The organism is Pelagicoccus sp. SDUM812002, from assembly GCF_031127835.1.
Taxonomy (GTDB): domain Bacteria; phylum Verrucomicrobiota; class Verrucomicrobiia; order Opitutales; family Opitutaceae; genus Pelagicoccus.
Map to the genome: position 1 here is coordinate 134988 of NZ_JARXHX010000007.1, position 24766 is coordinate 159753.

Here is a 24766-nt window from a genome sequence, read left to right on the forward strand (position 1 = left end):
TGTCAGATGGCTATGTCTTATCGGGGCCTGTCGAAGGATTTTCGTCAGGCTTTAAATTTGGAAACGGGTTGAAGGTTGGGTGGACCTACAAGACCTGAGCGATCTTTTCCGCGTCCGCAAGGTGGGCGAAGCTCGTTTTGGAGAGAAGCTTCGCGAGGCAACGGGCCCGGAATTGGGTAGCGGTGATTTCTGTCTCGGTCGCCAGTTTAGCCAACGCGCTTAGGTCCTCTTCATCAAGCTGTGGAGCGCTGCTCGGGGAGGCTAAGTTTTCGAGTGCGAGCAGCAGAAGAACTTGGCTAAGCTCGAGGCTTTCGTTTTGTTCCAATAGGCTCGACTTGGCCGCTTCGAGAAGTTTGCCCAGTTCTGCGTTGCAGTAAGAACCGAATTCGAGTCCGAACACGTCAAGGGCTGAGCTGTATTCGCTTTCAGAATATGTTCCGCCGTCCGTCGATGGGTCACGCGGGTCGACTCCGAGATTTTGAGTCCATTTGCGGTTTTGGTTGAGGGAAACGACGGACTTAGCTTCGATTTGCTCGTCGACCGGAGATTCGAGCGTGAGTGAGGCTTTGGATTCGAACTGGTAGTTGAGCTCTTGAACGGTGTATTCGTAAGGTGTCTTTTCCTCGCTGACGATGATCGTGCTAGGAATGAGGTAGAGCTCATCCAAAATCTTCAGATGGTGAGGGTAGGGTTTTTGCGGTTCGATCGCTACAGGCGCTGAAATCGAGTCAGCGATCGATTTGGCTGTCTGAAATTCGCTCCTAGCGGCTTCATATTCTGGGCTTTCGCCAGGGCCTTGGGGTGGTGGAGTATTGTTCAACTTTTGTTCGGCCTGCGCCAAGCTGTTCTGCGCCTGCCGGTGTTCGGTATCGTCTAGCGAATCGATATAGTACTGGTAGCGCGCGTCATAGGAATCCAGTTCAGATTCGTAGATCGCTGCCGCTTTTTCGTATCTTTCTACTAATGCAATGAAATCCGGGTTCGGTTCTTCGACGATGGCTCCTGGAATGATGGATTGTTTGCTCTCTTCGTTTGTCGTATGTGAGGCTTGGATACTGCCAGCCTCTATCTTCAGCACGAATTCAGGGTTGGCTCCTCGCTCGTTTTTATCAGTTATCCGGAAGTTGTCTCCCCAACGGCTTGCGATGCTTCTTTCGATGCTTCGGCTCAAACTTGGATCCGCGTCTTCGGGGAGATCGATTGCGAGCCCCAGCTTCAAGTCGTTTTGTTTCAAGAGTTGACCGATCAAATAGGTTTCGGCTGGCAAGGTGGTCTGTCCTCGGGTCAGCTCTTCCCATCTGCGAGCCACTCTGGTAGCGGCTGCGGTGGCGACGGACTGTTTTACTTGAGAACCGTATATCGATGCGAGGCCAGCTTCATTGATCTTCGTTTGGATCAGCGAAAGCTCTGAAACCATGTTGAGCCGCCCGAGACTTGAAACTCTTTCTTTCAGACGAGAGGTGAAATCGGAATTCAATAGCCGAGTGACGAGGGACGAGTCCGCTCGATAATACTTCGCGTACGGGGCGAGCCTATCGATGCCGGCTTCGATTGGCATGCTGTCGCTGCTCGCGGCAGTGATCGCTTCCAAAGAGCCTTCGAGAGTGGCTCTGAGTTCGGCAAGCGTTAGTTGGTCCTCCGGGCTAGACTTGGAAGTCGTTACGATTTCTTCCAACAGGCTGATGCGTCGATTGATGTGAATGTCAGGCACCTCGTCCAGTTCCTTACGGAGCTTTTTGACGATGACTGCAGGGCGAGTTTTGCGGAGGGTGACGGTTTCCTCGTCGTCGCTATTTTCTTCTCCTGCCTCGGGAGCTTCTCGTTCTTCTGTAAACCAAGGGTCGGGCTCCGTGTCTTGAGCGATTGAAAAATGCGGAAAGACGAAGGGCAGAGCGATCGCTAGCGCTGCGAGTACACGGTTATTCTGATTTGGAAACATGGGGCATGCTCTCGTGTTGGATGTTGGTGTTTTCAGCGAGTCGCCTGAGGGGGTTGCGTGCGTGCTCGCTGGTTCCGAGTTAATCGATAGTAGGATAAGGATATGAGCGCTTTTCCTCTGGAGTCGACACTTACTATACGATGAATGGGGACGATTGCCTCCGAAAAATAGTAAAACCGTTTAGCCCACTTGGTTCTGGACACGACAAAGCCCGGCCAGCGGTGGACGCTGCTCGGGCTGGGAATGGGGTTCTCTTGTCGAGGGTTTAGCGAATAGCGTTTTTATTCGTTTTTTAGAGGCGCAGGTTTTGGGCGATGTCGATGCGTGTGGCGCGGCTGGCCGGCATGAGGCTGGCTGCTATTCCGATTGGTAGGACGAACAGCACAACGACGATGAAGGTGATCGGATTTGTAGTGTTTATTTCGTCGAGAACGGGATTGATTGCTATGGTGATTGGGATGGCGAGCCCGAGTCCGGAAAGCAGTCCCCACGTAAGCAGTTTGCCGCTATTTGATAGAATCTTGCCGAGGATTTGGCGCGGGGTGGCGCCGAAGGCCATGCGAATGCCGAGCTCTTTGGTGCGTTCGGCGACGATGTAGCTTATGAGTCCGTAGAGCCCGAGTCCGGAGAGGAGAAGCGCCAGCAGGCCGAAGAATATTGATATCAGCATTGGAAGGCGTTGGGCGAAGGTGGCGACTTCGAAGGCTTCTTGAAAGGTTTCGGTCTTGATGGTTATATTGGGGTCGAGCGATTTGAGGGTTTGCTCGATGTGGGCGACTTGCTCTTGGGTGTCTCCCCTGAGGTGGGCGACGTATGTGGTGTAGGTGCGGTTGAGGCTGTCCCATTGAGTGTAGGGTAGGTAGATCGTGTAGCCGTCCCAGGTTATGAAGTGGGGTTTGTCTTGTACGTTTTCCGCTACGCCGACGATGCGTAGGGTTTGTCCCCAGAAAGCGATCGTCGAACCAAGCGGCTCCTTGTTTTGGTAGTAGCGGTCTATGAGGTTTTGGCTGACGATGACTACTTTATCGGTATCGAATGTATCGATGTCGGCGAAGTCTCGGCCGGAGCGAAGGCGAGTGCCGACGGTATCGAAGTAACCGGGGAGGATTGCGACGCGTAGGCAATTCGCGCGTTTCTCTCCTGGTTGGTATTCGTAGTGGCTCATTGAGATTTCGTTGTGGGAGTTGTGGAAGGGCGAGGTCGGCACTCGATTGCAGGCCGATGCGGTGACGACTCCGGGCTGGGAGCGTATGGCTTCGAGGACGCGTTGCTGGTAGGGGAGGACGTTTTTTTGGTAGTCTTCCAAATCGTTGCCGAAGCGGTAGTTTGGTTGGGGGACTTCGAAGGCGACGCGTTGTTCTTTGATGAAGCCGATATCTTTCTGGAGTGTTTGATAGAGGTTGTGGGCGAGTATTCCGGAAAGGACGAGCATGACGAAGGACAAGGCGACCTGAGAAATGACGAAGAATGAGTGTAGCCGGTGTTTGGATACGCTTCCGGTCGCAGTACGCCCGCCTGAACGCGTTTGTTTGGTGAGATCGCGGCGTAGTATTGAGAGAATGGGTAGGATGCTTGTGAGCAGGGCGGCCCCGAGCGCGAGGGCGGCGGTGGATGCGAGAGAGCTGAAGTCCATTCTCATTTCTCCAGCCCATGGGATTTCCGTGATGTAGAGTAGCTCTGCGGTCCAGAGTCCGATGCGGAAGAAGACGAGGCTCAGTATGCTGCCGAGGAAGAAGTAGAGGCAGACTTCTGTGGTGAGTTGGCGGATGAGTCGGAAGGTGGTTGCTCCGACGGATTTTCGGATGGCGAGTTCTTGTACCTTGGAGTAGGCCTTGACGAGGAACATGCCGCTTACGTTGAGGCATCCGATGAGAAGGATGATCAGGGTGGCCGCTTGTATGGAGCGGAAGGCAATGCCGATTTCCGGAACAGTTTCGTTAATCGAGTCGTTGATTTTGACGCAAGCGAAGGTCGTTCCGTTGCGTTCTTGTTCGTCGCGATCTTGTGGATACTTATCCAGATAGCTTTGGTAGAGGGTATTGAGTCGTTGCTCAGCTTGGGCCACAGATACGCCGGGCGCGAGTTTGGCAATGCCGGTCCAGGAATGGTTGTGGCGTTCGCGGCTTTCGAGTTCTTGAGGCTCGATGATGCGCGGCAGCCAAGCGCTAGATTTGGTGTAGGCGAGGTAGAAGGACGTGGGGACTATGCCTATGACTTTGTACGGTTCGCCATCCAGTTGTAGGCTGCTGCCAACTACAGCGCTGCGGGTCGCCGACAATTGATTGGCGAGTTTTTCGTTTATGACGACGACGCGGCCGTTGTTTTGTTTTATTTCCTCTGGGGTAAAGAGATGGCCGGAAACGGTTGTGACTCCGGTAATGTCCCAGACTTCTGGGGTGATCAAATCGATATTGATGCGTTGTGTGTCGCCGTCTCGCTCGAGGTCGATTTCTCTTTGGTCGTCAATCAGGCCCAGCTCGAGAAAGGATGCGGTGTGCTCCTTTAAGAAGGCGTATTGAGGGAGGGAGATTACATTAACTTGATTATCGCCGGTTTTGGTCAGGCGCTTGCCTACTTTGACGACCTTTTCTGCATCTTGATAGTCGTATGGTTGAGATACCAGCTTGTCGACGAAGCTGAGGGCGGTGGTGTTGGAACCGAGACAGATGCCGAGGGTGAGGATGATGGCGAGGGTGTTGCCGGGATGCTTGAGGGCTTGGCGGGCGGCGTCTCGCAGATCCATGATGAATTCTTCGATGATGCGTATGCCCCACGCCTCTTTGCAGGCTTCTCGGACGCCGTCCACGTGGCCGAACTCGCGGAGGGCTGCGGATCGAGCTTCGTCGGGTGACATACCAGCTTCGATGTGTTGTTGGGTGAGCATTTCGAGGTGGTAATCGATTTCTGAATCGAGCTCGCTTCTCGTTTGAGAACTTTGGAAAAGCGAACGCAGGCGAAGGGAGATTTTCTTGAACCAGGCTGTCATTGTTGGGCTTCCCTTGAGTCGAGGATCATGGCGATGGATGCGACGAAGCTTTCCCAGCGGTTTGTTTCCGCGGTGAGTTGTAGACTTCCCTCTTTTGTGAGACGGTAGAACTTGGCTTTTCGGCCTTCGCTGGAGATGCCCCATTCCGCTTCGATCCACGCTTTTTGTTCGAGTCGGTGGAGGGCGGGGTAGAGGGAGCCTTGCTTTACGAGGAGGCGTTCTTGGGAGAGGAGTTGGATGCGCTTGGCGACGTCCCAACCATGCAGCGAATCGGCGGAGAGGACTTTGAGGATGAGCAAGTCCAGGGTGCCTTGCATGAGTTCGTGCTTTGATGGGGTCATAGTTCCTTTGTTGTAGTTTGACTACATCAAGGGCGCGGCTTGATGTAGAATGTCAACAACAAGGAGGTTTTGTTGTAGAATATCGACACTAAGGTACACTTTTCTGGGAATCCGGTTTGGCAATGGGCACGAAAAAGCCCGCGTCCCTGAGGGGATGCGGGCTGAGGGAAGTTTTTCGCGAACAGGGTCGTGTCTACCTCACTAGGCTTCGATTTGGGGGCGTGTGCTGTCGGGCCAGTCGATGTGGAAGAACTTGCCGCGTGGTTCGTCAGTACGCTCGTAGGTGTGGGCGCCGAAGTAGTCGCGCTGGGCTTGCAGGAGGTTCGCTGGAAGACGCTCGCTGCGGTAGCTGTCGTAGTAGGACAGAGCGGACATGAAGGTGGGAATAGCCACGCCGGAAGTCGCTGCTGCGGCAACGACCTTGCGCCAGTTTTTCTCGCAACGCTCGACTTCGCCCTTGAAGTAGGGGTCGAGGAGGAGGTTGGCCAAGTTTTCGTCGCGCTGGTAGGCTTCGAAGATCTTCTGGAGGAAGGCGGCGCGGATGATACAGCCACCGCGGAAGATCATGGAGATCTCGCCGAAGTTGAGCTTCCAGTCGTACTCGTCCTGGGCAGCCCGCATGAGCTGGAAGCCTTGAGCGTACGAACAGATCTTGGAGCAGTAGAGGGCGTCGTGGATGGCTTGGGTAAACTCCTCCTTGTCGCCATCGAAAGCGTCGAACATCGGGGTGATGATCTTGGAGGCGGCGACGCGTTCTTCCTTGATGGCGGAGATGCAGCGCGCGAACACCGCTTCCGCGATGGAAGGAGCGGCGACGCCCATGTCGAGGGCGTTGACTGATGTCCACTTGCCGGTGCCCTTTTGGCCGGCGGTGTCGAGCACGATGTCGACGAAAGGCTTGCCGGTGACGGGGTCGTCCTGCTGGAGGATGTCGGTGGTGATTTCGATGAGGAAGGAGTCGAGCACGCCCTGGTTCCACTTGCCGAAGACCTTGGACATGTCCTTAGGCTCCATGCCGAGCATCTTGGACATGATGGCGTAGGCTTCGCAGATCATCTGCATGTCGCCGTACTCGATGCCGTTGTGGACCATTTTAACGTAGTGTCCGGCACCGTTTTCGCCGATGTAGGTGGTGCAGGGCACGCCGCCCTCGACGGGCTTGCCGGGCTCGGCGCCTTCGATGGGCTTGCCGGTTTGCGCGTCGACCTTAGCGGCGATGGCTTCCCAGATAGGCTTGAGCTCGTTCCAAGCGGACTCCTTGCCGCCTGGCATGAGTGAGGGGCCGAAGCGGGCGCCTTCTTCGCCGCCGGAAACGCCGGAGCCGATGAAGCGGTAGCCTGCGTCGTTAAGTTCCTTCTCGCGACGGATGGTGTCGGTCCAGAGGGCGTTGCCTCCGTCGATTATGATGTCGTCCTTGTCGAGGAGGGGCGTTAGGCCTGCGATCACGGCGTCAGTCGCCTTGCCCGCTTGCACGAGGATGATGATCTTGCGTGGGCGTTTGAGGGACTGGACGAATTCCTCGAGGGTTTGAGCTCCGACGAGACCACCGGGAGTGTCTGGGTTTTTAGCCACGAAGGCGTCCGTTTTGGACGTCGTGCGGTTGTAGACCGAGATCTTGAAGCCGTGGTCGGCGATGTTCAGGGCCAGGTTTTGACCCATGACGGCGAGGCCTATGAGTCCGATGTCAGAAGTTGCTGTCGACATAGTAATACTTATTGGAAATGGCGGAGAGTAAAGCCCTGCAAAAAGTCTCCAGCAAGCGCTAAAAAGCGATTCGTGTAGGGTATTGGTGACAATCTGCCCCTACATGAGGAAGATTGGGCGGAACTATGAGACCAATTTCAATTTCGGGGAATTGGTTTTATTGCCACGAGGTTCTTTCATCTCGGGGGTTGGCCGCTATGCGGTCAAGGAAGCACCGGAAACTGTTTAAGACCCTAAAGTCGGCAGGAATTGAGCGATCATGTTCACCATTGGCGTCAAAATTTCCGGCTCGTTGCGGTAGTAAACCCAGTTCATGAAGACGATCATGGCAGTGGCCATGATAATGGGGTACATGACTAGCTTTGGCAGGGACTTGAGCGTTTGCCAGACGGAGAACGCGAAGATCAGGCCCAATACGCCAATGGCGTATGGGAACCACGCTTGGCTGTAGAGAGGTTGAAGGGACTGAAATAGTTTTTCCACGTAGTGCATGTGTTATAAACGCATCTGACTATGTGGAACTATCGTCCCTTGAAGGTTAGGGTTAAGTCTCTTGGTGACAATTCACCCAATCCGTGGCCCCACTTGAGTAATATTCTTTCTTCCAGATAGGGACCCGCCCCTTAACCTCCTCGATAATGTACCGGCAGGCGTCGAAAGCGGCTCCACGGTGAGCGGCTGAAACGCCTACCCAAACTGCAATCCCTCCGATTTCGAGCATCCCGACGCGGTGTCTGGCGATAGCGGCATCTATCTCGAACTTTTCGAAAGCTTCCTCGATGATGCGTTGGCCCTCCTTGTTCGCGAGGGCCGGATAGGAGGAGTACTCGAGCCGTTCGACGGCTTGTCCTTCGTTGTGGTTGCGTACCCAGCCTTCGAAAGTCGCGAGGGCACCAGCATGACTGTCGAGCAGTTGCTGTTTGAGGTTTTCGATCTCGAGGTCCTCGCCTGAGATGGCAAATGTTTGAGGGTTGGGCACGTTTCGTTCGCGGATTTATCGGTTCTGATTCAGCTTAGCCGCCAGCCACCGGAGGGATGAAGACGATAGTATCTCCGGAGCTCAGCGGCGCTTGCCATTTGGAAAAGTCGTCGTTGATGGCGACTTTCAGTGCGGTGGTCGGCAAGGTAAATCCGTGGCGGGTGGCGAGTTCTGCGTAGAGTTCCTCAGCTGTGGCGGCGCTGCTCTCGACGGTCTCGGCGTCTAGACCGCGTTGTTCTCTGAGTAAGGCGAAGTATTGGATGTTGTAGGTCACCATATGCGGGCAATCTCCTCAGCGGGCGAGGCCGTTGGTTGTTTCGGGCTTATATTCGGGCTGGAGCTTGGGGTTCCTGGTGACCCTCGTCCAGTTCAGGAATGGCACCATGGCGCGTTTTTTGTGAAGGGCGCAAATTTGACGGAATAGCCAGAAACGCCAGCGGACGGCGAAGGGCGGTCGGGTGCAGCCAGCGAGAATTGAGTTGATCGCTGCGGGAATCCGGAGTCGAGGTGCGGGGAACATGAAAACTTCGAAGCTCTTGTTGTCGTAGAATGACTCGATAAGAAGCCGCATGGTTCGGATGCGGCGTTTCATAGCGCTGGTGTAACAGAGGTAGACTCTGGATGAGACGACAGCCTTGTTTTTTCTGATCTGCCTTTCGATGGTCTTGGCGCTGAGCAACCCGGATTCGAGGGCGAGGTAAACGCCGGATGAAAAGACGGGGTCGATGAAACTGGCGGCATCGCCGGCGAGCAGCACGTTATCCTGTCCGTAGCTATCGTAGGAAAAGCAGTAGTCGGACTCGACGCGGTAGTCGCCGCTGGGGCGGGCTTGGGCGAGGGAATCGCTCAGGAACTTCGATTCCGCCACTTTTCTCCAGAAAAAGCTCTCGTTGCTCTCGCGGGTGTCTGTTCGGGCGCCTTTTTGAGCGACCACTCCCACGGAAGTGGTCGAGTCGCTGAGGGGGATGACCCAGAACCAAGCGTCCTTCAGGCGTATGATAATGATGTTTCCGCCCTCGTGGCCTGCAGCCCGCGGGACGCCATTGAAATGATTGAAAACGGCGAAGCGACCCGGATAGGGAATGGTTTCCTTTCCGATTCCTAGGGTCCGGCCCATGACACAGGCGCGTCCACTGGCGTCGATAATCCAGCGAGCGGAGACGTTGCGCGACTCGCCGGTGTCGCGGTCTTCTACGATGACGTCCCACCGTTCGCCTTGGCGGGTCGCCTGCGTGACAGCGACGCGCTGCTGGACTTGGCAACCGGAGTCGGCGGCGTGGTCGAGCAAGAGCTTGTCGAAACGGGCGCGTTCGACTTGGAAGGTTTGCTCGCGTCCCTTGACGATCCCGTGGCTGAAGACGTTGTTCACGGTCTGTGAGCGATCGGGCAGGGTGAATTCAGCCCCGTATTTCTTCACGAAGCCGGCGGCTTGTACCTTGTCCCAGACTCCGATTTCGCGGAGTACGCCATTGCCGTTGGGAAGGAGGGATTCGCCGATGTGGAAGCGGGGAAACCGTTCCTTTTCGCAAATGAGGGTGTCGATACCCTGTCGCCCGAGCCATGAGCCGGCGGTGCTGCCGGCAGGTCCGCCACCGATAATAAGGACGTCGGTCAGAGATGCGTGAGAAGTCGATGGCATAGCGGATTATTTAGAGGCTTATAGTTACTGATTTGTACTTGATATGCTGCTGTGTAATTGACTAGCTGCCGTTATGAAAACCAAATTGTTGTTTGGATTGTTGGTCAGCTGTTTTGCGGTACTGTTTAGCGGTTGCGAGACATCAAGTGTGGGGCTGAGCGAATACGAGAACGAACCCCCTTCCAAAGCATTCTCTTCTTTTGAGAATTTTGAGCTAGCGCAAGTTACATTGGCTAAGCCGTTCGACGAGAAAGAGGTAAACAAGCGAGCGCTGGAAAAGCTGCAGGCAGAATTGGATGTGAAGCTGGCACCACTGGTTTCCGAGTGGAATGCAAGCGCGGATGAGCGTCCCGATGCCGGCGGAACTTTGCTCGTCGAACCTGTGGTAAGAGAGATCAAGTTCGTGAGCGGTAGTACTCGGTTTTGGGGCGGCGCGATGGCTGGCGATTCGGCGATTGTGGTTGAAGTAAAGTATCTGGACAAGGCAACCGGAGAGCTCATTTCCAAAGCTCGCTTCTACCAGCACGCCAATGCGATGGGCGGTGGCTGGTCTGTCGGAGGCACCGATAAAGCGATGCTAGCCCGTGTGGGTACGCTTGTGATGGAGTTCACGGAGCGGAATTTCGAGCAAGCGGTTGGAGGCCCGACCGGTAAGCCGTCGCCTAGGAACTGATCTTAGCGTGGTAGGTCATTCGCCCGCGAATCTCAGCAAGACGCTTTTCCGGACGGAAAGGCGTTTTTTCTTGTAAGGGGTAGGCGGCGAATCGTTTATCGAGCTCTTTTCTCTATGGATCGATCGAGCCGGAATCTGCCTGAGCAATGGGACGTCATCGTTGTGGGTGGAGCGTTAGCGGGCGGCGCGACTGCTATGGAGCTACTGAAGCAAAACCCGGAGTTGAGCGTCTTGATCGTAGAATCCAGCGAGCAGCACGGGCGCCGGGTGGGGGAATCGACGGTGGAGGTCAGCTCGTATTTTCTGGCTCGTGTATTGGGGCTGAGCGGCGAGCTCAATCGTAACCACATTTCTAAGCAGGGCTTGCGTTTGTGGTTTGCGAACGACGAGACCGAAGATCTAGCGGACTGCAGCGAGCTTGGGCCGAAGTTTAACGTGCTGTTTCCCGGTTACCAAATTGATCGGGCGCGTCTGGACGAGGTCGTGCTGGACAAGGCGGTTTCGCGAGGCGCTGTTTTGAAGCGTCCGGCGAAGGTGGTCGAGTGCGAGCTTATAGCGGGTGGTTTGCAGCGAGTGACTGTGGTCTCGGATGAAGGGCGACAAGACTTACAGGCGCGTTGGGTCGTTGACGCCTCGGGAGTGCGGGCCTTGTTGGGGAGAAAGAACGGCTGGATTTCGACGAACGAGGAACACCCGATCGCCACGGCATGGAGTCGTTGGCGGGGAGTCTTGGATTGGGACGACGAGGGATTGGCGGATGAGTTACCAGCGTGGTCGAAGCGTGTCTTCGGGGTGCGCAACAACGCGACGAACCACTTGGTGGGCCGAGGCTGGTGGGCTTGGTGGATTCCGCTGCAGGACGGGGACGTGAGCATCGGTGTCGTGTACGACCAGAGGATCGTGGAGCTACCCTCGGGCGAGCGATTGGGTGAGCGCTTGAAGGCTATGCTTAAGGAGCATCCGGCGGGCGAGCGCTTGATGCGGGAGTCCGAGTTCGTGCAGGGCGACGTTAGTTTTCGGCGAAACATATCGTACGCTTCCGACCGGGTGGCGGGTGATGGATTTGTATTGGTTGGCGACGCTGCAGGTTTCTTGGATCCGTTTTACAGCCCCGGCTTGGACTGGCTTTGCTACACGGTGATGGCTGGCTCGACGCTGATTGTGGATTCGCTGAAGCAGGGCGAGACTTGTCCTAAAAAGCTAGGAACGCACAACAGCCAGTTTCGCGATTCCTACGACCGTTGGTTCCGCTCGATCTACAAGGACAAGTATTTTTACATGGGGGACCACGAGCTGATGAGCTTAGCCTTCCGCTTGGATTTGGGGTTCTATTATTTAGCGGTGGTGACGCGGCCATACCTATTGGGAGCGGAATCGCTGCGAACTCCGTCGTTTGGGCAGAAAGAGGCAAAGTGGCCGGCTATTTTTCTCAGCTTCTATAATCGCCGACTGGCGGCGATCGGACGGAAGCGGATGCGAAGCGGTCGCTTCGGACGACGCAATTCGGGCCATTTCGAGAGCTTTTTCAGCTATCGTTTGAATTGGATGCTGCCGCTGCGCATCGCTTGGGCTCTCGCCCGTTATGGCTGGCTGGAGCTTAGGGAGCTGTTTTCTACCGGCGGTACTGGCGGAGACGATAATCTGAAGCCTCAGGAAGGGCGACTGTTTTAGCCGATGGAAGCAGAAGCGGATCCTGTTGAGAAATCGTGGAAGTGGCTGCAAATTGCAGTCGTCGGATTGGTCTTCGCGATCGGTTTTTGGCAGTTCGCTCGGGTGGGCTTCGACTGGCGGGCAGTGCTCGAGGCGAGCAGCTTGTGGATGTTTTTTGTGGCGATGGCGACCCTGCCTGTATTCGGATTTCCGATATCGGCCTGCTACATTTACGCGGGAGTCGCGTTTGAGCCGCTGGAGGCGTCGCTCGCCTGTATCGGAGCATTGGCGGTGAATATGTCAGTGAGCTATGCCCTGACGCATTCCGTATTCAAAAAGCCGATCACTGCCTTCCTAGCGAAGCGAACTTGGTCGATCCCCGAGATGAGCGACTATAGCCAGTTTCGTTTTACCTTCCTGGTCCGTACGGTGCCGGGTCCGCCGTTTTTCTTCCAGAACTTGATACTGGGTCTAGCGGGAATTCCGTTCTGGACCTACCTTTGGATTTCGTTGTTGGGTCAGGGAGGCATTGCGATAGGAGTAATCATCTGTAGCCGATATTTGTCGCATGACCCTTGGAGCAAGGGAGGAATCACGGTCATGGTTATTTTGGTTGCCCTCTTCGTGGCCAAGAGCGTTCGAGCGATTCGTCAGCGTCGAGAAAAGCGGCGTAGCTCGATCGAGGAGTAGCGGTTCTAGGCGAATTGGTTCAGCCCAGTAATATAGGTTGAACTACGTGTGGAAAGGCTTTTGATCGGTCGTCATGTCACCCCTTTTCGACGAAAGCTCAGCCGCGTTTCAAGACCTGCCTGAACATTTGCAGGATGCGTTGAGGCGCTACTCGGAACGACGCTCGGAGGAGGATCTCGATGCGGTGATCGTCGGGCTGCTAGCGGATTTGGGAGCGGATCTCGAAGGCGAAGGACTCTCTGACGATGCCAATTTCATTGAAGACCTCGGACTCGACTCGCTGTCCATCGCGGAGTTCGTTTTCTTTTTCGAAGATGTATTCAAGATAAAGATATCGAACGAAACCCTTGCCGACATACGGACATTGGGGGCTCTGAAAGCGTTTCTAAAGTCGGAGATGAAGTAGCGAGGAGCGGATGGCTAAGCGAATCCTTGTAACCGGGTTGGGATTTATTACATGCGTCGGCAACTCCCGCGAGGAGGTGTCGACCCGTTTGCGAGAGCTGAAGTCCGGCATCCGCAAAGTGGATTTTCTGGGTAATCCCGATTTGCCAGTGAAGGTTGCGGGCAATCCGCAGGGCTTTTCGGTGAATTCATCGAATTGGCGGAACTGGAGCTATCCGGATGCCTACTCGATCGACAGGAGCATGATTCGCAGTTTGCCGCCGCAGGGCGTCTATGCGGTTTGTGGTGTCGAACAAGCGCTCGCGGATGCGGGGTTGGAAAAGGGTGAGCTGAAGGATGGTGCGACGGGATTGTACTGCGCTTCGGTCGGCTCGCCTCTTCTGCTGCACGAAAACCTTTCGGCTATGCGGGCTGCCAAGGGCGAGCGGGGAAATCCGATGGGTGTGCTTTGCTCGGTTGCGGGAACCTTGAATTTCAACTTGGGGAGCTGGCTCGGGATTCGCGGGACCAATTGCGGCTACGTTTCGGCCTGCGCGTCTGGAGCCCACGCCATCGGCTACGCCATGGACGATATCGCCTTGGGGCGGCAAAAGCGGGCCATAGTCGTTGGCGCGGAGGAGGCGACTGCGGAGTCGCTGTTGCCGTTTTCTGCAATGCGGGCCCTTTCGACTTGTCCGGATCCAGCCAGAGCTTCGCGTCCGTTCGACCGTGATCGCGATGGGTTTGTGGGTGCGGGAGGCGCGACGGTGTTGATCCTAGAGGAAGAGGAGTTTGCCCAAGCTCGTGGAGCGGTGCCCTATGCGGAGCTGGCCGGCTGGGGGCAGGGGAGCGATGGTTATCACCGCGCGTCGCCGCATCCGGAAGGGGAAGGTCTGGCGGAAGCCATGAAGCTCTGTTTGGCGGCAGCGGGCATGGATGTCTCGGAGATTGACCACGTCAGCGCCCACGCGACTTCCACGTCGGCGGGCGACAAAGCCGAGGCGACGGCGATTGGGACTGTTTTCAAGGATCGTCTTGAAGAGGTTTCAGTCTCTAGCCCGAAGGGATTGACGGGTCACAGCCTCTCGATGGCGGGAGCGCTGGAGGCGGCTATTTGCTGTCTGATGCTGAAGGAAGGCTTTGTATTGGGGAACGTGAATTTGGATAATGTGGACCCCGCTTGTTCTCACTTGAATTTGCCGCGCCGTTCGGAGGCCTGCAGCCTCAGTTCAATCTTGAACAACAGCAGCGGTTTTGGTGGAAGCAATGTTTGCAATGTGCTCAGGCGCTGCGACTAAAGTGAATTTGAAATGAGCGAACCTACTTTTCCAGAAAGCCGAGCCGCGTTGCTGGCGGAACTTAAGAGCATGATCGTAGAGACCTTGAATCTCGACGATGTCGATCCGGGCGATATCAGCGACACGGAACCGCTTTTCGGTTCGGGACTGGAGTTGGACTCCATCGACGCGCTCGAGCTCGTGGTGAGCTTGGAAAAACAGTACGGTATCAAGATCGGAAGTAGTGAGGAATCTAAAGAGGCTCTTGCGTCGGTGAGCACCTTGGCGGACTTGATCGAATCGAAGATCAAGTAAGACTTAGCACTTCAATCTGTAGCTATTCGTGACCGCTCCTGAACGCATAAGAATCGGAATCGAAGCATGCGACTGCAGCACGGCTTTCGGAGATGCCCGCCAGAGCTGCGAGGGCTTACTTCAGGGAGAAATCGCCCTGAAACCGATGCCAGTCCTTGGTAAAGAGGGCGGTGATCTGGTACCGCTTGCGTATTCGAATGGCTATGACGAAACTGTCCCTCCGCGCTGGAGCGGGTTGCTGGACGAACTTGTTTCGAAAATCCCAAGCCAAAAATGGGGAACCGCTAAGTGCCCCGTTTTCGTGACGAGCAGCAACTTCGATGTGGGCAGTCTCTACGCGTATCGACAAACGGGGGACGAGCGCTTTCTGACGATCGGGACACCTGCCAAAAGTGTTGAGTATTTAAAGAATAGATACGGCTGGGGAGAGAATGTCGTGGCCTTGTCCCATGCTTGCGTGACCGCGAACCTCGGTATCGAATTGGCGTCGCGTTACCTTCAGCAGGGTATTGCGGAGAAGGCTCTTGTATTCAGTTACGACTACATTAGTCCGTTTGTGGCGGGGGGCTTTCATTCGCTGAAGATCTTGAACGAGCAGTTTCCGGCTCCCTATCAAGATCGCGAAACGGGATCGATTGCCTTAGGGGACGGATCTGGTTTTGTTGTGTTGTCCAAGGCGGAAACTCCGGCGCGGATCGAGTCGAATTTTCTCTATAATGAAATGTATCACTTCACTGCGAACGACCCCGAGGGAAGCGGCTTCAAAGCCTTGGCCCATTGGGCGAAGGAGGTCGCTGACGGAAGGAAAATTTGGGTCAAAGGGCATGGCACCGGTACTTTGGAAGCGGGTCGTTTAGAGGCCGAATCGTTCTGCGAAGCGCTACCAGAGAGCCCGTTGGTGGGCTGGAAGGGCAGCCTCGGCCACACCTTGGGAAGCTGCGGGGTGGTGGAGTTGGCGATCGCTCTGGAAGCTATTCGTCAGGGAGAAGCTCCCGGTACGGTCGGTACGTTAGCTCCTACGCTCGCGAACAATGTGGCGATTGATAATCTGCAGACCAGTGACTTTGCGGGAGTGGTTTTGTTTAGCAATGCCTTTGGAGGGGCCCATGCGGGGTGTTTTGTGAGCTATGAGTAAGCAGACATTCAGCATCGAATCAGTCGTCTATTTAGATGGCGCTCAGGACAAGGCCGCTGAGGCTCGTAGCCGCTACAAGGAATTTTATCCGGGGCGTTCTGCTCGTCGCATGACGCATCTCGGGATGATGATTGGTGCTTGTATTCAGAAGCTGGGTGCGGAGAAAAGCGTTCCTGTTCTCTATGCTTCCGCGTTTGGGGAGTCGGAGTCGTTGGAACGCTTTATCGACAGCTTTCCGCAAGCCAGTCCTGCTTTGTTCCAGAGTTCGATTCATCCGAGCGCGGTGGAGCAAGCCCTGATCCCTAGCAAACAAGCGGTGGATCGTTTTTATCCGATCACTAGCGAGCGGTTCCTTTTTGCCAAAGCCTTGGAGAATTGTTTTCTGCTGGAAGAGGAGGAAGTTGTATTGCTTGGCGGAGAGGAGCGAGGCGACTGGCTGGTGCCGGTTGAGCTGGCGAGCGGCGAGTCGTTTGCGTTTGGCCTGCGGTTGCGACGCGGCGGCGATGGATTGGGAACGATTTCGCTAGAGAGCGATGTCTCGCTCGAGGGTGCGGTGGATACGCCATTCTCGGAACTCGCTCGAGCGTTGGAGGAACGTCGTCAGATTCGCGTGCCATCGTTTGCTCTGGATGCGTGGATACGGATCGACTGGAAATGAACGCGGAGGAAAGGCAAACGAGGCGAAATCCAGGGCCGACTTGGGGGTACGCGTTGATTTATTTTGTCAGCCGCATCTTACCGTGGCCGTTGATGCGTTTCGTACTGCGTATCAGTTCCTTGGTAGCGATGGGGTTGATGGGTAAGGAGCGACGAAGCTCGCGCGAATTTCTGACGCATGCACTTGGTAGGCCGTCTACCTTTTGGGATAGCTGGCGGCACTTTTCGGAGTTTTCCGAGTTTCTCGTGCGGCGGTTCGATGCGGCTGGCGGGAGCGCTCCCGAATTTTATTCGGATGATGGCTCCAAGGAACGTTTGGCGGAATTAACAGATTCAGGGATGCAGGCCTTGCATGGAACCTTCCATTTCGGGAATTCGGACCTGATGGGCTTCTGGTTGTCCGACTTCGATATTTCGATACGAATGGTTCGCTATCAGGTGGGAAACTCTAATGACCTGAAATGGCTCGAAAAACGCTTTGGCGACAAGGTCGGGTTTCTTTGGGTGAACGACCCATCGAACCTGCTTTTTGCGTTGAAGGCGGCAGTCGAAGAGGGGCATAGCATCGCTATGAAGTGCGATCGGGTGGAGCATAGCTCCAAGCTTGAGGTGTTCGAATTCCTCGGGGATTCGCGTTGGTTCCCGTTCACAATCTATCACCTTTCGATTTTGTTTGAGGTGCCAGTGATGTTTTCCTTTGGCTTGCCCAAGGGGCGTCATGGGACACAGGTCTATACCTCGGAGGTGTTTCGACCGGTAGGGAACACGAAGAGGGAGAAACTTGCTGCGGCCCGTATCCATTTCAAGGAGACGCTCGGTTTACTCGAACGTTTGGTGAAGGAGAACCCTTACCAATGGTTTAACTTTTTGGATGCGGTGCCGATCGCGGATAAGGGGGACAAATGAAGGGCTTGAGAAGACTGTACCTCTGCGTTGCCTACTACTTTGCGTTATCGGTGTTCCTGCTGGTTAGCTTTTTGTTGAACGTGGTCTGTTTTTTGCTCGGATGGATTCCGGGTTCGGCTGTATTGAAAAATCCATTACGTAGCTTGTTGCAGTTTCTGTTTCGTCGGTGGGCTTGGTTTATGGGCTTTATTGGAGTGCTCCGTTTAACCACGCCTGATAAAACGCCGCGAAAAGCGACGGGTGGCGAGATTTGGGTAATGAATCATCCGTCGATTTTGGACGGATCGTACCTGCTAAAGTACGTGACCAATGGGACCTGTATCTACAAGGACCAGATTGGATCTAATCCGCTTTACGGCTCGACCGCTAAGCTCGCGCAGCACATTCCAAACGTGGGCGGTCCGGACATGGTGCGCTTGGCTTGCGAAGTGTTGGCCAGAGGAGAAGACTTGATCATTTTTCCCGAGGGGACACGTTGTACTAAGGCTGACCTGTCGAAGTTCAAGTCCGGTTTCGCCTTGATCGCAAAGCGGAGCAAGGCAGCGATCAACGTGATGTGGATGGAGTCGCCGGATGACTTTATGACGCGGGAAGCTCCGTTTTGGAAGGTGCCGCAATTGACGGCGGAAGTGGACATTTCTCGGATAGAGAGAATCGAAGGAGGGGACTGTCGATCGGTACGTGATATACTCGAACGAGTGAAAGAATGTTATGCGGAAAGGGCGAGTCGATGATGCTGCGGAATCCGTATCCAAAAGGTTGTAACTTGGAAGTTGGCGAGCTCACGGCTGAGGTCGTGTTTCGCATCGACGAAGGGCTTCCGTATTTCGAGGGCCATTTCCCAGGGAATCCGATTGTGCCGGCGGTGACGCAGATCGGATGGATTCTGGTTGCGGTCGAGGCGTGGCGTGGAAGGCCGCTCGAACGTTACCGGCTTTCTCGTTTTAAGTTCGTGTTGCCTCTCAGACCGGATGTTTTCGTGAGGGTAGCTTTAGAGCAAAAGGGTGACCGCTATGCAGTCCGTGTGTTTTCAAACGACGAACTCTGTTGCTCGGGCAACGTGAGCGTTCTGGGGTGAATCGAATATGAATGTGAAGCCGCTCGTATTGATTCCATCGTACAATTCCGGGAAGGTGCTCTTGCCGACGTTGCAGGATGCTTTGTCGCAGTCGACGGCTCCCGTGATGCTGGTGATCGACGGGTCGACGGATGGAAGTGAATTAGCGGCCCTTGAATTCGCGAAAGCCGAGCCTCGATTGACCGTCATTGTGAAGACCGAAAATGCGGGCAAGGGCGCGGCGGTGCGTTCTGGATTGCAGCGGGCGGAGTCGGAAGGCTTTACCCACGCTCTCGTTATGGATGCGGATGGGCAGCATCCTGCGGAGCGTATCGATCCGTTTTTTGAATACGCTGAGAAAACCCCGGAGGCAATGATCTTGGGGCAACCGGTGTTTGATGCGAACGTTCCTTTGGAACGTTTATACGGGCGAAAGCTCAGCGTCTGGATGGTGCAGTTCGAGGTCGGTGGCCGAATGGTGGGAGATCCTTTGTTTGGATTTCGCGTCTATCCGATCCGCCCTCTGCTGCGAGTAATGGAAAAGCCCGGCCGGAGCGATCGTTACGACTTCGATCCGGAGGTTGCGGTGCGTTTGAGTTGGTTAGGGGTGCCAGCGATTAAGGTGCGGGCTCCTGTGAAGTACATTAGTCGGGAACAAGGTGGGGTTTCGCACTTTCACTATGTACGCGACAACGTGCGCTTCGTCTGCTTGCATGTGCGTCTTGCTTTACAGGCTCCTTACCGCTGGATTGCTCGACCCAAACAGCCCCCAACGCTATGAAAAACGTCTTATGCTTTCTTGTCCTCTCGCTCTCGCTGGGAGCCGTTTCTCTGGTTCGAGCCGAGGCGCCGGCAGGCTTGGAAGAAAAGTTGGCGGAACTGGAAGCTCAGGCGGCGGAACAGCCTGCTCGTTTGATTCTGTTTTCCGAGTTCCGGCATTTTCCGTTTCGCAAGGCTCCAATTGAGATGGAAGGCAAGCTGAGGATTTGGGAAGGCCGCGGGTTGAGTATTTCGTATCCAGAAAAGCGAGTCGGAATCGTCGCGGACGACGAGGGCGTGCTGATGCGAAAGTATTCAAATAGTGGCGACTTTCGGCAAAAGAGCGCGGGAGCGAGCCAATCGGATACGATTGACCTGATGAAGGCAGCGTTCGCTTTTGATGTCGTAGCCTTGGAGGAAGCTTTCGATATGGAGTGGCAGACTGGGAGCGACGGATGGTCGATTGCGATGACTCCGAAAGACGAAAGCGAAGGGAAATTCGAACGGCTCACCGTGTCCGGTAAAGAAGTGACCGTTGGGAAGATCGAGATGGTTTTTGCGGGCGAGCGTCGTGTTGAGATTTTTCCGAAGGAGGAAATCGGATTGAACGGATTTTCTGCGGAAGAAGAGCGCCTGTACTTTCGCGAACAGGTCAGCGAATGAAGAGGGCGGTTCCAAGGCTGTTGGTACTGGCGATTGTCCTGTTGGCCGGCGTTTATCTCACGCGAGTGGACTATGTCCATAAGTTGGATACGGATGTGTCTAGCCTCTTGCCCAACGACGAGTCGGCAGAAGTGAAGATCGCACGCCAGTTGATTGGCGAGGAGCAAGGGCGAGTTGTCTATTTGGAGGCCAAAGGGCTTGCGGGAGAAACGAATTGGGCGGACGATTTTCGGAAACAGTTGGAGAGCAGTCGCTGGGTGGAGTCGGTGGTGCGTTTCGATGAGCGGACCAACCTTTCGGCGATGCGTTTTCTGAACGAGCGGCGTTTTGAGCTGCTGTTCCCTAAGTGGTTGGCGGAGAAGCGTGCCGCGTTTGAGATCGATGGAGAAGGCGAGTTTGCGGATTGGGTAGCTGAGGAGGCGGTTTCCGATATGGACGCGTTTTTGGAGTCGCCCAGCGCGTTGGAGCTGGCTCGCGAGGAGCTGTTGGATCCGCTGTTGCTAAGTGTGGGAGCGATCCTGCGTTTGAGCGAAGGTGGCACAGGAATGCTTCAAGGGGACGAGGAGAGGGACGGTCGGATTTTGTTTTGGGCAAAGTTGGCGGAATCGCCCTTGGCTCGAGATACGCAAGAGGGATTGGTCGTTGACCTTGAGGGACTCGAGCAAGCGTTTGTGGAGCGGGAGTCGGAGTTCGAGTTGAAGTACGGAGGGTTGGTTCGATTGGCGTCCGCGAGTCGGGAACGCATCCAAAAGGATGTATTCAAGATTAACATACTTTCCTTGCTGGGAGTCGCTCTGGCCGGCGGCGTGCTGGCGGGTCGACCTTGGCGGCTGCTTTGGGCGATACCCACAGTCCTGGTCGGCATGGTGATTGCGCTTTCAATTTCCTTTCTGGTGTTCGAGACGGTGAATGTAATCGTCTTGGTAATTGGCTCGATCTTGATCGGCACCGCAATCGACTACGCTATCCACTTGATTTTTAAGGAAGTGTCTGAGGTGCCGTTTCCGACTGCCAAGTTGGTGGCCTACGCCTGCTTTTCTACGGTGTGTGGATTTGCAGTGTTGCTCTTTGCGGATCTTGAGTTGATCCGACAGATCGGGGTGTTTGTAGGCGCGGGGTTGCTGGGGGCGTTTTTGGCGGCTCGGGCAACAATCTATTCGAATTCGGTAAAGGAGAGCGGGCAGAAGACGCCGATCGAGAAGGTTAAGACCCCGAGCTCCGTATGGCTGGCACTGGCACTGGCAGTGTTTGCCAGCGGCGTTTGGGGCTTGTTTGGGGTGCGTTGGGTGGATGACTTGCGCAAGCTGGAGGCTCCGGATGAGGCGTTGGTGGAGGAGGACCTCGCTTTACGGGAGCGTTTTGGTGGAACGGACACGGAGCGTAGTATCTTTATCACTACAGGAGATAGCTATCTGCAGGTGATGGAGAACGAAGCGGGTTTGCTTGCGAGAGTTGGCGACGCTGGCGCTTTCGGCTTGTCGCAATTTTTGCCGACTCAGGAAGAGGTCGCTCTCGCGGATGAATGGCGGTCGCAGCTACCAGAACTTTTGTCGGGCCTGGAGTCGGCTTTTGCGGAAGCGGGCTATGAGGCGGCGGCGTTTGATCGTTTTTTCGAAGAAGCTCAGGAATTGCTTGGGGAAGATGGCTTGAAAGGTGAGCGGGTCGAGGGGTTGTTGGGAGAATTGGCGGATCGACTTCGTGGACCCATGGAAAGCGTGCTGGGTACTTTCGACGATCAACATTGGAGCTTGGCTTCCGCAAGCATCGCTCCGAGCGAGGCCGTTCTGCTACTTGAAGGAGTGGAACAGAGTTTTCTTTTTTCCCAATTGAGCTTTTTGAACAAAGCGTTGGGAAAACATCGGGTGGAGCTGCTGAATATCGGAGTTTGGGCGGCGGCTCTGGTTGGTGTGGTGATGCTGGTTGCGTTTGGGTTGAAGCGAGGGGTTGTGGTGGTTTTGTATCCACTGGTTGGAGGCGGTATTGCGGTGGGCTTGTGTTCGCTGTTTTTTGGCGAGCTGAATTTGTTTCACCTCGTGGGCTGTTTTCTAGGAGGAGCGATTGCCTTGGACTATGCGTTGTTTGCGATCGAAGCGTATCGGCAAGGCTTGCCGATGCCGCGTTCGGTTTGGTTGTCGGCAGGAACGACGACCGCTTCTTTTCTCGCATTGGGGTTCAGTTCCGTGGCGGTGGTGCAGAGTCTGGGGTGGTTGGTGGCGCTTCTCGCTTGCGTCACGCTTTTGCTGCTTCATTGCTCGCAGCCTTTTCTAAGACGATTTTTGCGGGAAGATGGACCGAAATAAGTACCATGGCTTGATTGAGAAGTTGCCTCATCGCGGGGCGATGCGGTTGATCGATTCGATTTCGGCCTTAGACAGTCGAACAGTGGAAACCGAGACTCGGGTGGACGAGACTCGTACGGCGCTGTTTGGTCGGGACGGCAAGGTAGAGACCTACTTGGGCATCGAGCTGGTTGCGCAATCGGCCGCGTTCCCATTGATCTATGACGATAGCGGCGACGAGGAGCATATGGGGATGATTGTGCAAGTTCGGTCGTTCGAGTCCTTTTGCTCACCTGAAACGGCGATGCCGGTTTTGAGAACGACCTGCGAGGTCGACTTGTTGCTGGACGGGAAAGTTGCCTCGGTGAGAGGAAAAGTCTTCGAGGGAGAGACGTGCCTTTGCGAAGCGGTTTTGACCTTGGCTGTGGGAGGGTCGAAGTGACGGAAAGCGTATTGGATGCCTGGAGACAGGTTATTGCTCGGTCGCCGGAAGGGATTGCGTTGGTAGATCCGCGGAACGAGGAGGTCGACTTTCGGATGATTGACGCTAGGAGCGACGGTCTTTGCGAGCAGTGGCGGTCGCTTGGGATGCGTGAGCGTCGGTTGATCGCGCTGGATCTCACCAATGGCGTGGAATGGCTTTGCGGTTTCCTCGCTTGCTTGAAGCTGGGGGCGGTGGTGGCTCCTCTCGATCCGGGGTTTAAGAAGGACGAGGTTGAAGCCTTGGGCAAGGAGCTGCGGGTTCAGGGGATCTGGAGCGGAACGGATTTGGTACAAGGCTGCTGCGAGCGCCCGATGGTTTTTCGCAATGGGGAGATCGAGGTATGCAAGTTGACGTCGGGTAGTACCGGGAGTCCCAAGCGGCTCTATTTCTCGCGGAGTGAAATGGTGGCGGACGCGCGGCGGCTGATCGCGGGGATGGGAATTCGTCCGGACGATGTTAATTTAGGTCTGATTCCTTGGGGGCATTCCTATGGGTTGGGCAGCGTCGTTTACCCGTTGCTGCTGCAAGGCACGGCGGCGACCTGGACGGAGACGCCGTTTCCAGAGGAGATTGGTCGGGTGTGTCGCCAAGCGGGCTGCACGCTGTTTCCGAGCGTGCCTACGGTTTTGAAGGCACTGTCGCGTAGCGATTGCGAGGTGGATGCGTTTGCGAGTTTGCGTTTGGTGATTTCGGCGGGTGCGCGGCTGGATCCGGATATCGCCAGAGCGTTTGGAGAGCGATTTGGGAAGCGTGTGCGCAATTTTTATGGCTCTACAGAGACCGGGGGTATTTGCTTTGATGATACTGGGAAATCTGCTCTTTCGGGGCGAAGCGTGGGGACTCCGCTTCCAGGGGTGCGAATTGTGCCGGCTCGAGGAAATCGATTTTATGTGGAGAGCGACGCGGTGTATCGTCATGGTAACTCTCGGCGTTCCGAGGGTGGGCAAGGGCGAGCGTTGGTCGCGGACTTTGGAGGAATCGACGAGCGGGGTGAGCTGGTGCTCGAGGGGCGGGCGGTGAACTTGATGAAGATCGGGGCCCGACGTATCAATCCTTTGGATATAGAGCGCCGTTTGCTGCAGATCGATGGAGTGAGCGACGCGAAGGTTTTTGCTTTAAGTCGCGATGGAGACGCGTTGATCGCAGCGGCTCTGGAGAGCAGCCTGTCGCGTACTGAGTTGAGCGGGCGGATGCGGGAAGCCTTACCGCTTCGGTTACGTCCGAAAAAGTGGTTTGTCTACGAGCAGTTTCCGTTGACGGTTCGCGGGAAAGTTAACTTTTCGGCGATTCGCAAGGACTTCACGTCGCTTTGATCGGGTCGATGAAGGCGAGCTCGATCTCGACGAGGAGGTCGTGGCGGCAGATATCGGAGCGCAAGTAGATGAATTTGTCGGCGAATTGCGGGAAGCGTCGCTGAAGAAGAGCTTTGGCTTCCGTGTAGTGCTCGGGGTGGCGAAGGTATACTTTTCCGGAAAGGAGCGTTTGCTCGGCGGCTTGGTAGTCGGTGCCGACGAGTGTTTGGGCGGCGATTCGTTCGAGGTTGTCGCAGGTAATTTCGATCTGTCCAGCGAGGTCGCCGATGGCTTGTGACTCGTGTCCGAGCACGGCAGCGGTTCCCGATATGTAGCGATGATGGGCGCCGTTGATGGTGCCGGTGGTGGCGCGGGCGAAGGAGGGGGATTTGGGGCCGTATTGCCTCGGATAGCGGTAGGCCGGGGTTTGGTTGGGGTTTTCGTGGTGGTCGGGCCGAGAATCGGCTGCGATGAAGAGGATAGTCAGGTAATCACTATCGTTGCCTACGCAGGTTCCGGCGGGCATGTAGGCGATTTCGTTTTCGCCGAAAGCGTTGTGGAAGCTTTGGGAGCGGCCAGCGCAAAACTTGCGGTAGCGTTCCTGGTCGCCGTCACCGGAATTAATATGAGGAATGTAATTCCAGATTCGGAACAGGTACGCCTCTCGAGTCAGCTCAAAGAGTTCGTCGTAGATGCTCTCGGAAAGAGTAAGAATATCTTTGTCGGCGACGGGCACTGAGGCCAATCCTAGTGAGAGCTGGCGGTCTTGCCAAAGGTGGAAGCGCGATACTTGTCTGTATTGTTGAGGGGCAAGTGGAAGCTGCTCTCGTATTTGCTCGCCTAGAGGAGGAAGGCATAGGGGACCGAGGTCCGCTGTAGATAGGGAATAATCCGAAGGATGGCTGCGGCTGCCGTAGCTGACCTGCATCTATTTGTGGAAAAGTGTGAGAGTGAAGG

At 55.4% G+C, this 24766-nt stretch carries 25 protein-coding genes; 16 read left to right on the top strand and 9 right to left on the bottom strand.

The window, feature by feature from the left end; all coding sequences use genetic code 11:
- Positions 1-85: 85 nt before the first annotated feature.
- From QEH53_RS12220 to QEH53_RS12255, 8 genes are all read right to left on the bottom strand, one after another.
- Positions 86-1939, bottom strand: a complete 1854-nt coding sequence (locus QEH53_RS12220) for a hypothetical protein (RefSeq protein WP_309023481.1) — start codon at positions 1937-1939, stop codon at positions 86-88.
- 292 nt (positions 1940-2231) lie between these two features.
- Positions 2232-4925, bottom strand: a complete 2694-nt coding sequence (locus QEH53_RS12225; protein WP_309023482.1) for an ABC transporter permease — start codon at positions 4923-4925, stop codon at positions 2232-2234.
- Positions 4922-5266: a PadR family transcriptional regulator gene (locus tag QEH53_RS12230; protein ID WP_309023483.1), complete on the bottom strand. Its 345-nt coding sequence runs from the start codon at positions 5264-5266 to the stop codon at positions 4922-4924. Before QEH53_RS12230 ends, QEH53_RS12225 begins: the two co-directional genes overlap by 4 nt.
- Positions 5267-5467: 201 nt before the next feature.
- On the bottom strand, positions 5468-6970 hold the full coding sequence (gene gndA, locus QEH53_RS12235; protein ID WP_309023484.1) for an NADP-dependent phosphogluconate dehydrogenase: 1503 nt from the start codon (positions 6968-6970) through the stop codon (positions 5468-5470).
- Between the two features lie 225 nt (positions 6971-7195).
- Positions 7196-7453, bottom strand: coding sequence for a hypothetical protein (locus QEH53_RS12240; RefSeq protein ID WP_309023485.1), 258 nt, complete (start codon positions 7451-7453; stop codon positions 7196-7198).
- A gap of 61 nt (positions 7454-7514) precedes the next feature.
- Positions 7515-7949 (bottom strand): molybdenum cofactor biosynthesis protein MoaE, encoded by a 435-nt coding sequence (locus QEH53_RS12245; RefSeq protein WP_309023486.1) that lies wholly within the window; start codon positions 7947-7949, stop codon positions 7515-7517.
- Between the two features lie 34 nt (positions 7950-7983).
- Positions 7984-8226 carry a MoaD/ThiS family protein gene (locus tag QEH53_RS12250; protein WP_309023487.1) on the bottom strand — a complete coding sequence of 81 codons (243 nt, stop codon included), beginning with the start codon at positions 8224-8226 and terminating at the stop codon, positions 7984-7986.
- 15 nt (positions 8227-8241) lie between these two features.
- The gene (locus tag QEH53_RS12255) at positions 8242-9588 is read right to left on the bottom strand and encodes an NAD(P)/FAD-dependent oxidoreductase (protein WP_309023488.1); all 1347 of its coding nucleotides are present in this window, start codon (positions 9586-9588) and stop codon (positions 8242-8244) included.
- Between the two features lie 73 nt (positions 9589-9661).
- Here QEH53_RS12255 and QEH53_RS12260 point away from each other — a divergent pair, with 73 nt between their 5' ends.
- The 16 genes from QEH53_RS12260 (at position 9662) to QEH53_RS12335 (ending at position 23830) form a co-directional block, all read left to right on the top strand.
- Positions 9662-10261 (top strand): hypothetical protein, encoded by a 600-nt coding sequence (locus tag QEH53_RS12260; RefSeq protein ID WP_309023489.1) that lies wholly within the window; start codon positions 9662-9664, stop codon positions 10259-10261.
- A 114-nt stretch (positions 10262-10375) separates the two neighbouring features.
- Positions 10376-11932 carry an NAD(P)/FAD-dependent oxidoreductase gene (locus QEH53_RS12265; RefSeq protein ID WP_309023490.1) on the top strand — a complete coding sequence of 519 codons (1557 nt, stop codon included), beginning with the start codon at positions 10376-10378 and terminating at the stop codon, positions 11930-11932.
- A gap of 3 nt (positions 11933-11935) precedes the next feature.
- On the top strand, positions 11936-12601 hold the full coding sequence (locus QEH53_RS12270; protein WP_309023491.1) for a VTT domain-containing protein: 666 nt from the start codon (positions 11936-11938) through the stop codon (positions 12599-12601).
- 73 nt (positions 12602-12674) lie between these two features.
- The gene (locus QEH53_RS12275) at positions 12675-13007 is read left to right on the top strand and encodes a phosphopantetheine-binding protein (protein ID WP_309023492.1); all 333 of its coding nucleotides are present in this window, start codon (positions 12675-12677) and stop codon (positions 13005-13007) included.
- Positions 13008-13017: 10 nt separating this feature from the next.
- On the top strand, positions 13018-14283 hold the full coding sequence (locus QEH53_RS12280; protein WP_309023493.1) for a beta-ketoacyl-[acyl-carrier-protein] synthase family protein: 1266 nt from the start codon (positions 13018-13020) through the stop codon (positions 14281-14283).
- Positions 14284-14295: 12 nt separating this feature from the next.
- Positions 14296-14577, top strand: coding sequence for a phosphopantetheine-binding protein (locus tag QEH53_RS12285; RefSeq protein WP_309023494.1), 282 nt, complete (start codon positions 14296-14298; stop codon positions 14575-14577).
- A 28-nt stretch (positions 14578-14605) separates the two neighbouring features.
- On the top strand, positions 14606-15712 hold the full coding sequence (locus QEH53_RS12290) for a hypothetical protein (protein ID WP_309023495.1): 1107 nt from the start codon (positions 14606-14608) through the stop codon (positions 15710-15712).
- Positions 15705-16370, top strand: a complete 666-nt coding sequence (locus QEH53_RS12295) for a hypothetical protein (protein WP_309023496.1) — start codon at positions 15705-15707, stop codon at positions 16368-16370. The genes QEH53_RS12290 and QEH53_RS12295 overlap by 8 nt, the downstream gene beginning before the upstream one ends.
- On the top strand, positions 16367-17275 hold the full coding sequence (locus tag QEH53_RS12300; protein WP_309023497.1) for a hypothetical protein: 909 nt from the start codon (positions 16367-16369) through the stop codon (positions 17273-17275). Before QEH53_RS12295 ends, QEH53_RS12300 begins: the two co-directional genes overlap by 4 nt.
- A 179-nt stretch (positions 17276-17454) precedes the next feature.
- A complete protein-coding gene (locus tag QEH53_RS12305) occupies positions 17455-18009 on the top strand; it encodes a lysophospholipid acyltransferase family protein (RefSeq protein WP_309023603.1) in 555 nt (184 codons plus the stop codon).
- Positions 17982-18353: a hypothetical protein gene (locus QEH53_RS12310; RefSeq protein WP_309023498.1), complete on the top strand. Its 372-nt coding sequence runs from the start codon at positions 17982-17984 to the stop codon at positions 18351-18353. The genes QEH53_RS12305 and QEH53_RS12310 overlap by 28 nt, the downstream gene beginning before the upstream one ends.
- Positions 18354-18360: 7 nt before the next feature.
- A complete protein-coding gene (locus QEH53_RS12315) occupies positions 18361-19113 on the top strand; it encodes a glycosyltransferase family 2 protein (RefSeq protein WP_309023499.1) in 753 nt (250 codons plus the stop codon).
- Positions 19110-19754, top strand: a complete 645-nt coding sequence (locus QEH53_RS12320; RefSeq protein ID WP_309023500.1) for a hypothetical protein — start codon at positions 19110-19112, stop codon at positions 19752-19754. Before QEH53_RS12315 ends, QEH53_RS12320 begins: the two co-directional genes overlap by 4 nt.
- Positions 19751-22054, top strand: coding sequence for a hypothetical protein (locus tag QEH53_RS12325; protein WP_309023501.1), 2304 nt, complete (start codon positions 19751-19753; stop codon positions 22052-22054). Before QEH53_RS12320 ends, QEH53_RS12325 begins: the two co-directional genes overlap by 4 nt.
- A complete protein-coding gene (locus tag QEH53_RS12330) occupies positions 22041-22475 on the top strand; it encodes a hypothetical protein (protein ID WP_309023502.1) in 435 nt (144 codons plus the stop codon). The genes QEH53_RS12325 and QEH53_RS12330 overlap by 14 nt, the downstream gene beginning before the upstream one ends.
- Positions 22472-23830 (top strand): class I adenylate-forming enzyme family protein, encoded by a 1359-nt coding sequence (locus QEH53_RS12335; protein ID WP_309023503.1) that lies wholly within the window; start codon positions 22472-22474, stop codon positions 23828-23830. The genes QEH53_RS12330 and QEH53_RS12335 overlap by 4 nt, the downstream gene beginning before the upstream one ends.
- Here QEH53_RS12335 and QEH53_RS12340 read toward each other — a convergent pair.
- Positions 23817-24737, bottom strand: a complete 921-nt coding sequence (locus tag QEH53_RS12340; RefSeq protein WP_309023504.1) for a hypothetical protein — start codon at positions 24735-24737, stop codon at positions 23817-23819. The genes QEH53_RS12335 and QEH53_RS12340 overlap by 14 nt on opposite strands.
- Positions 24738-24766 lie beyond the last annotated feature (29 nt).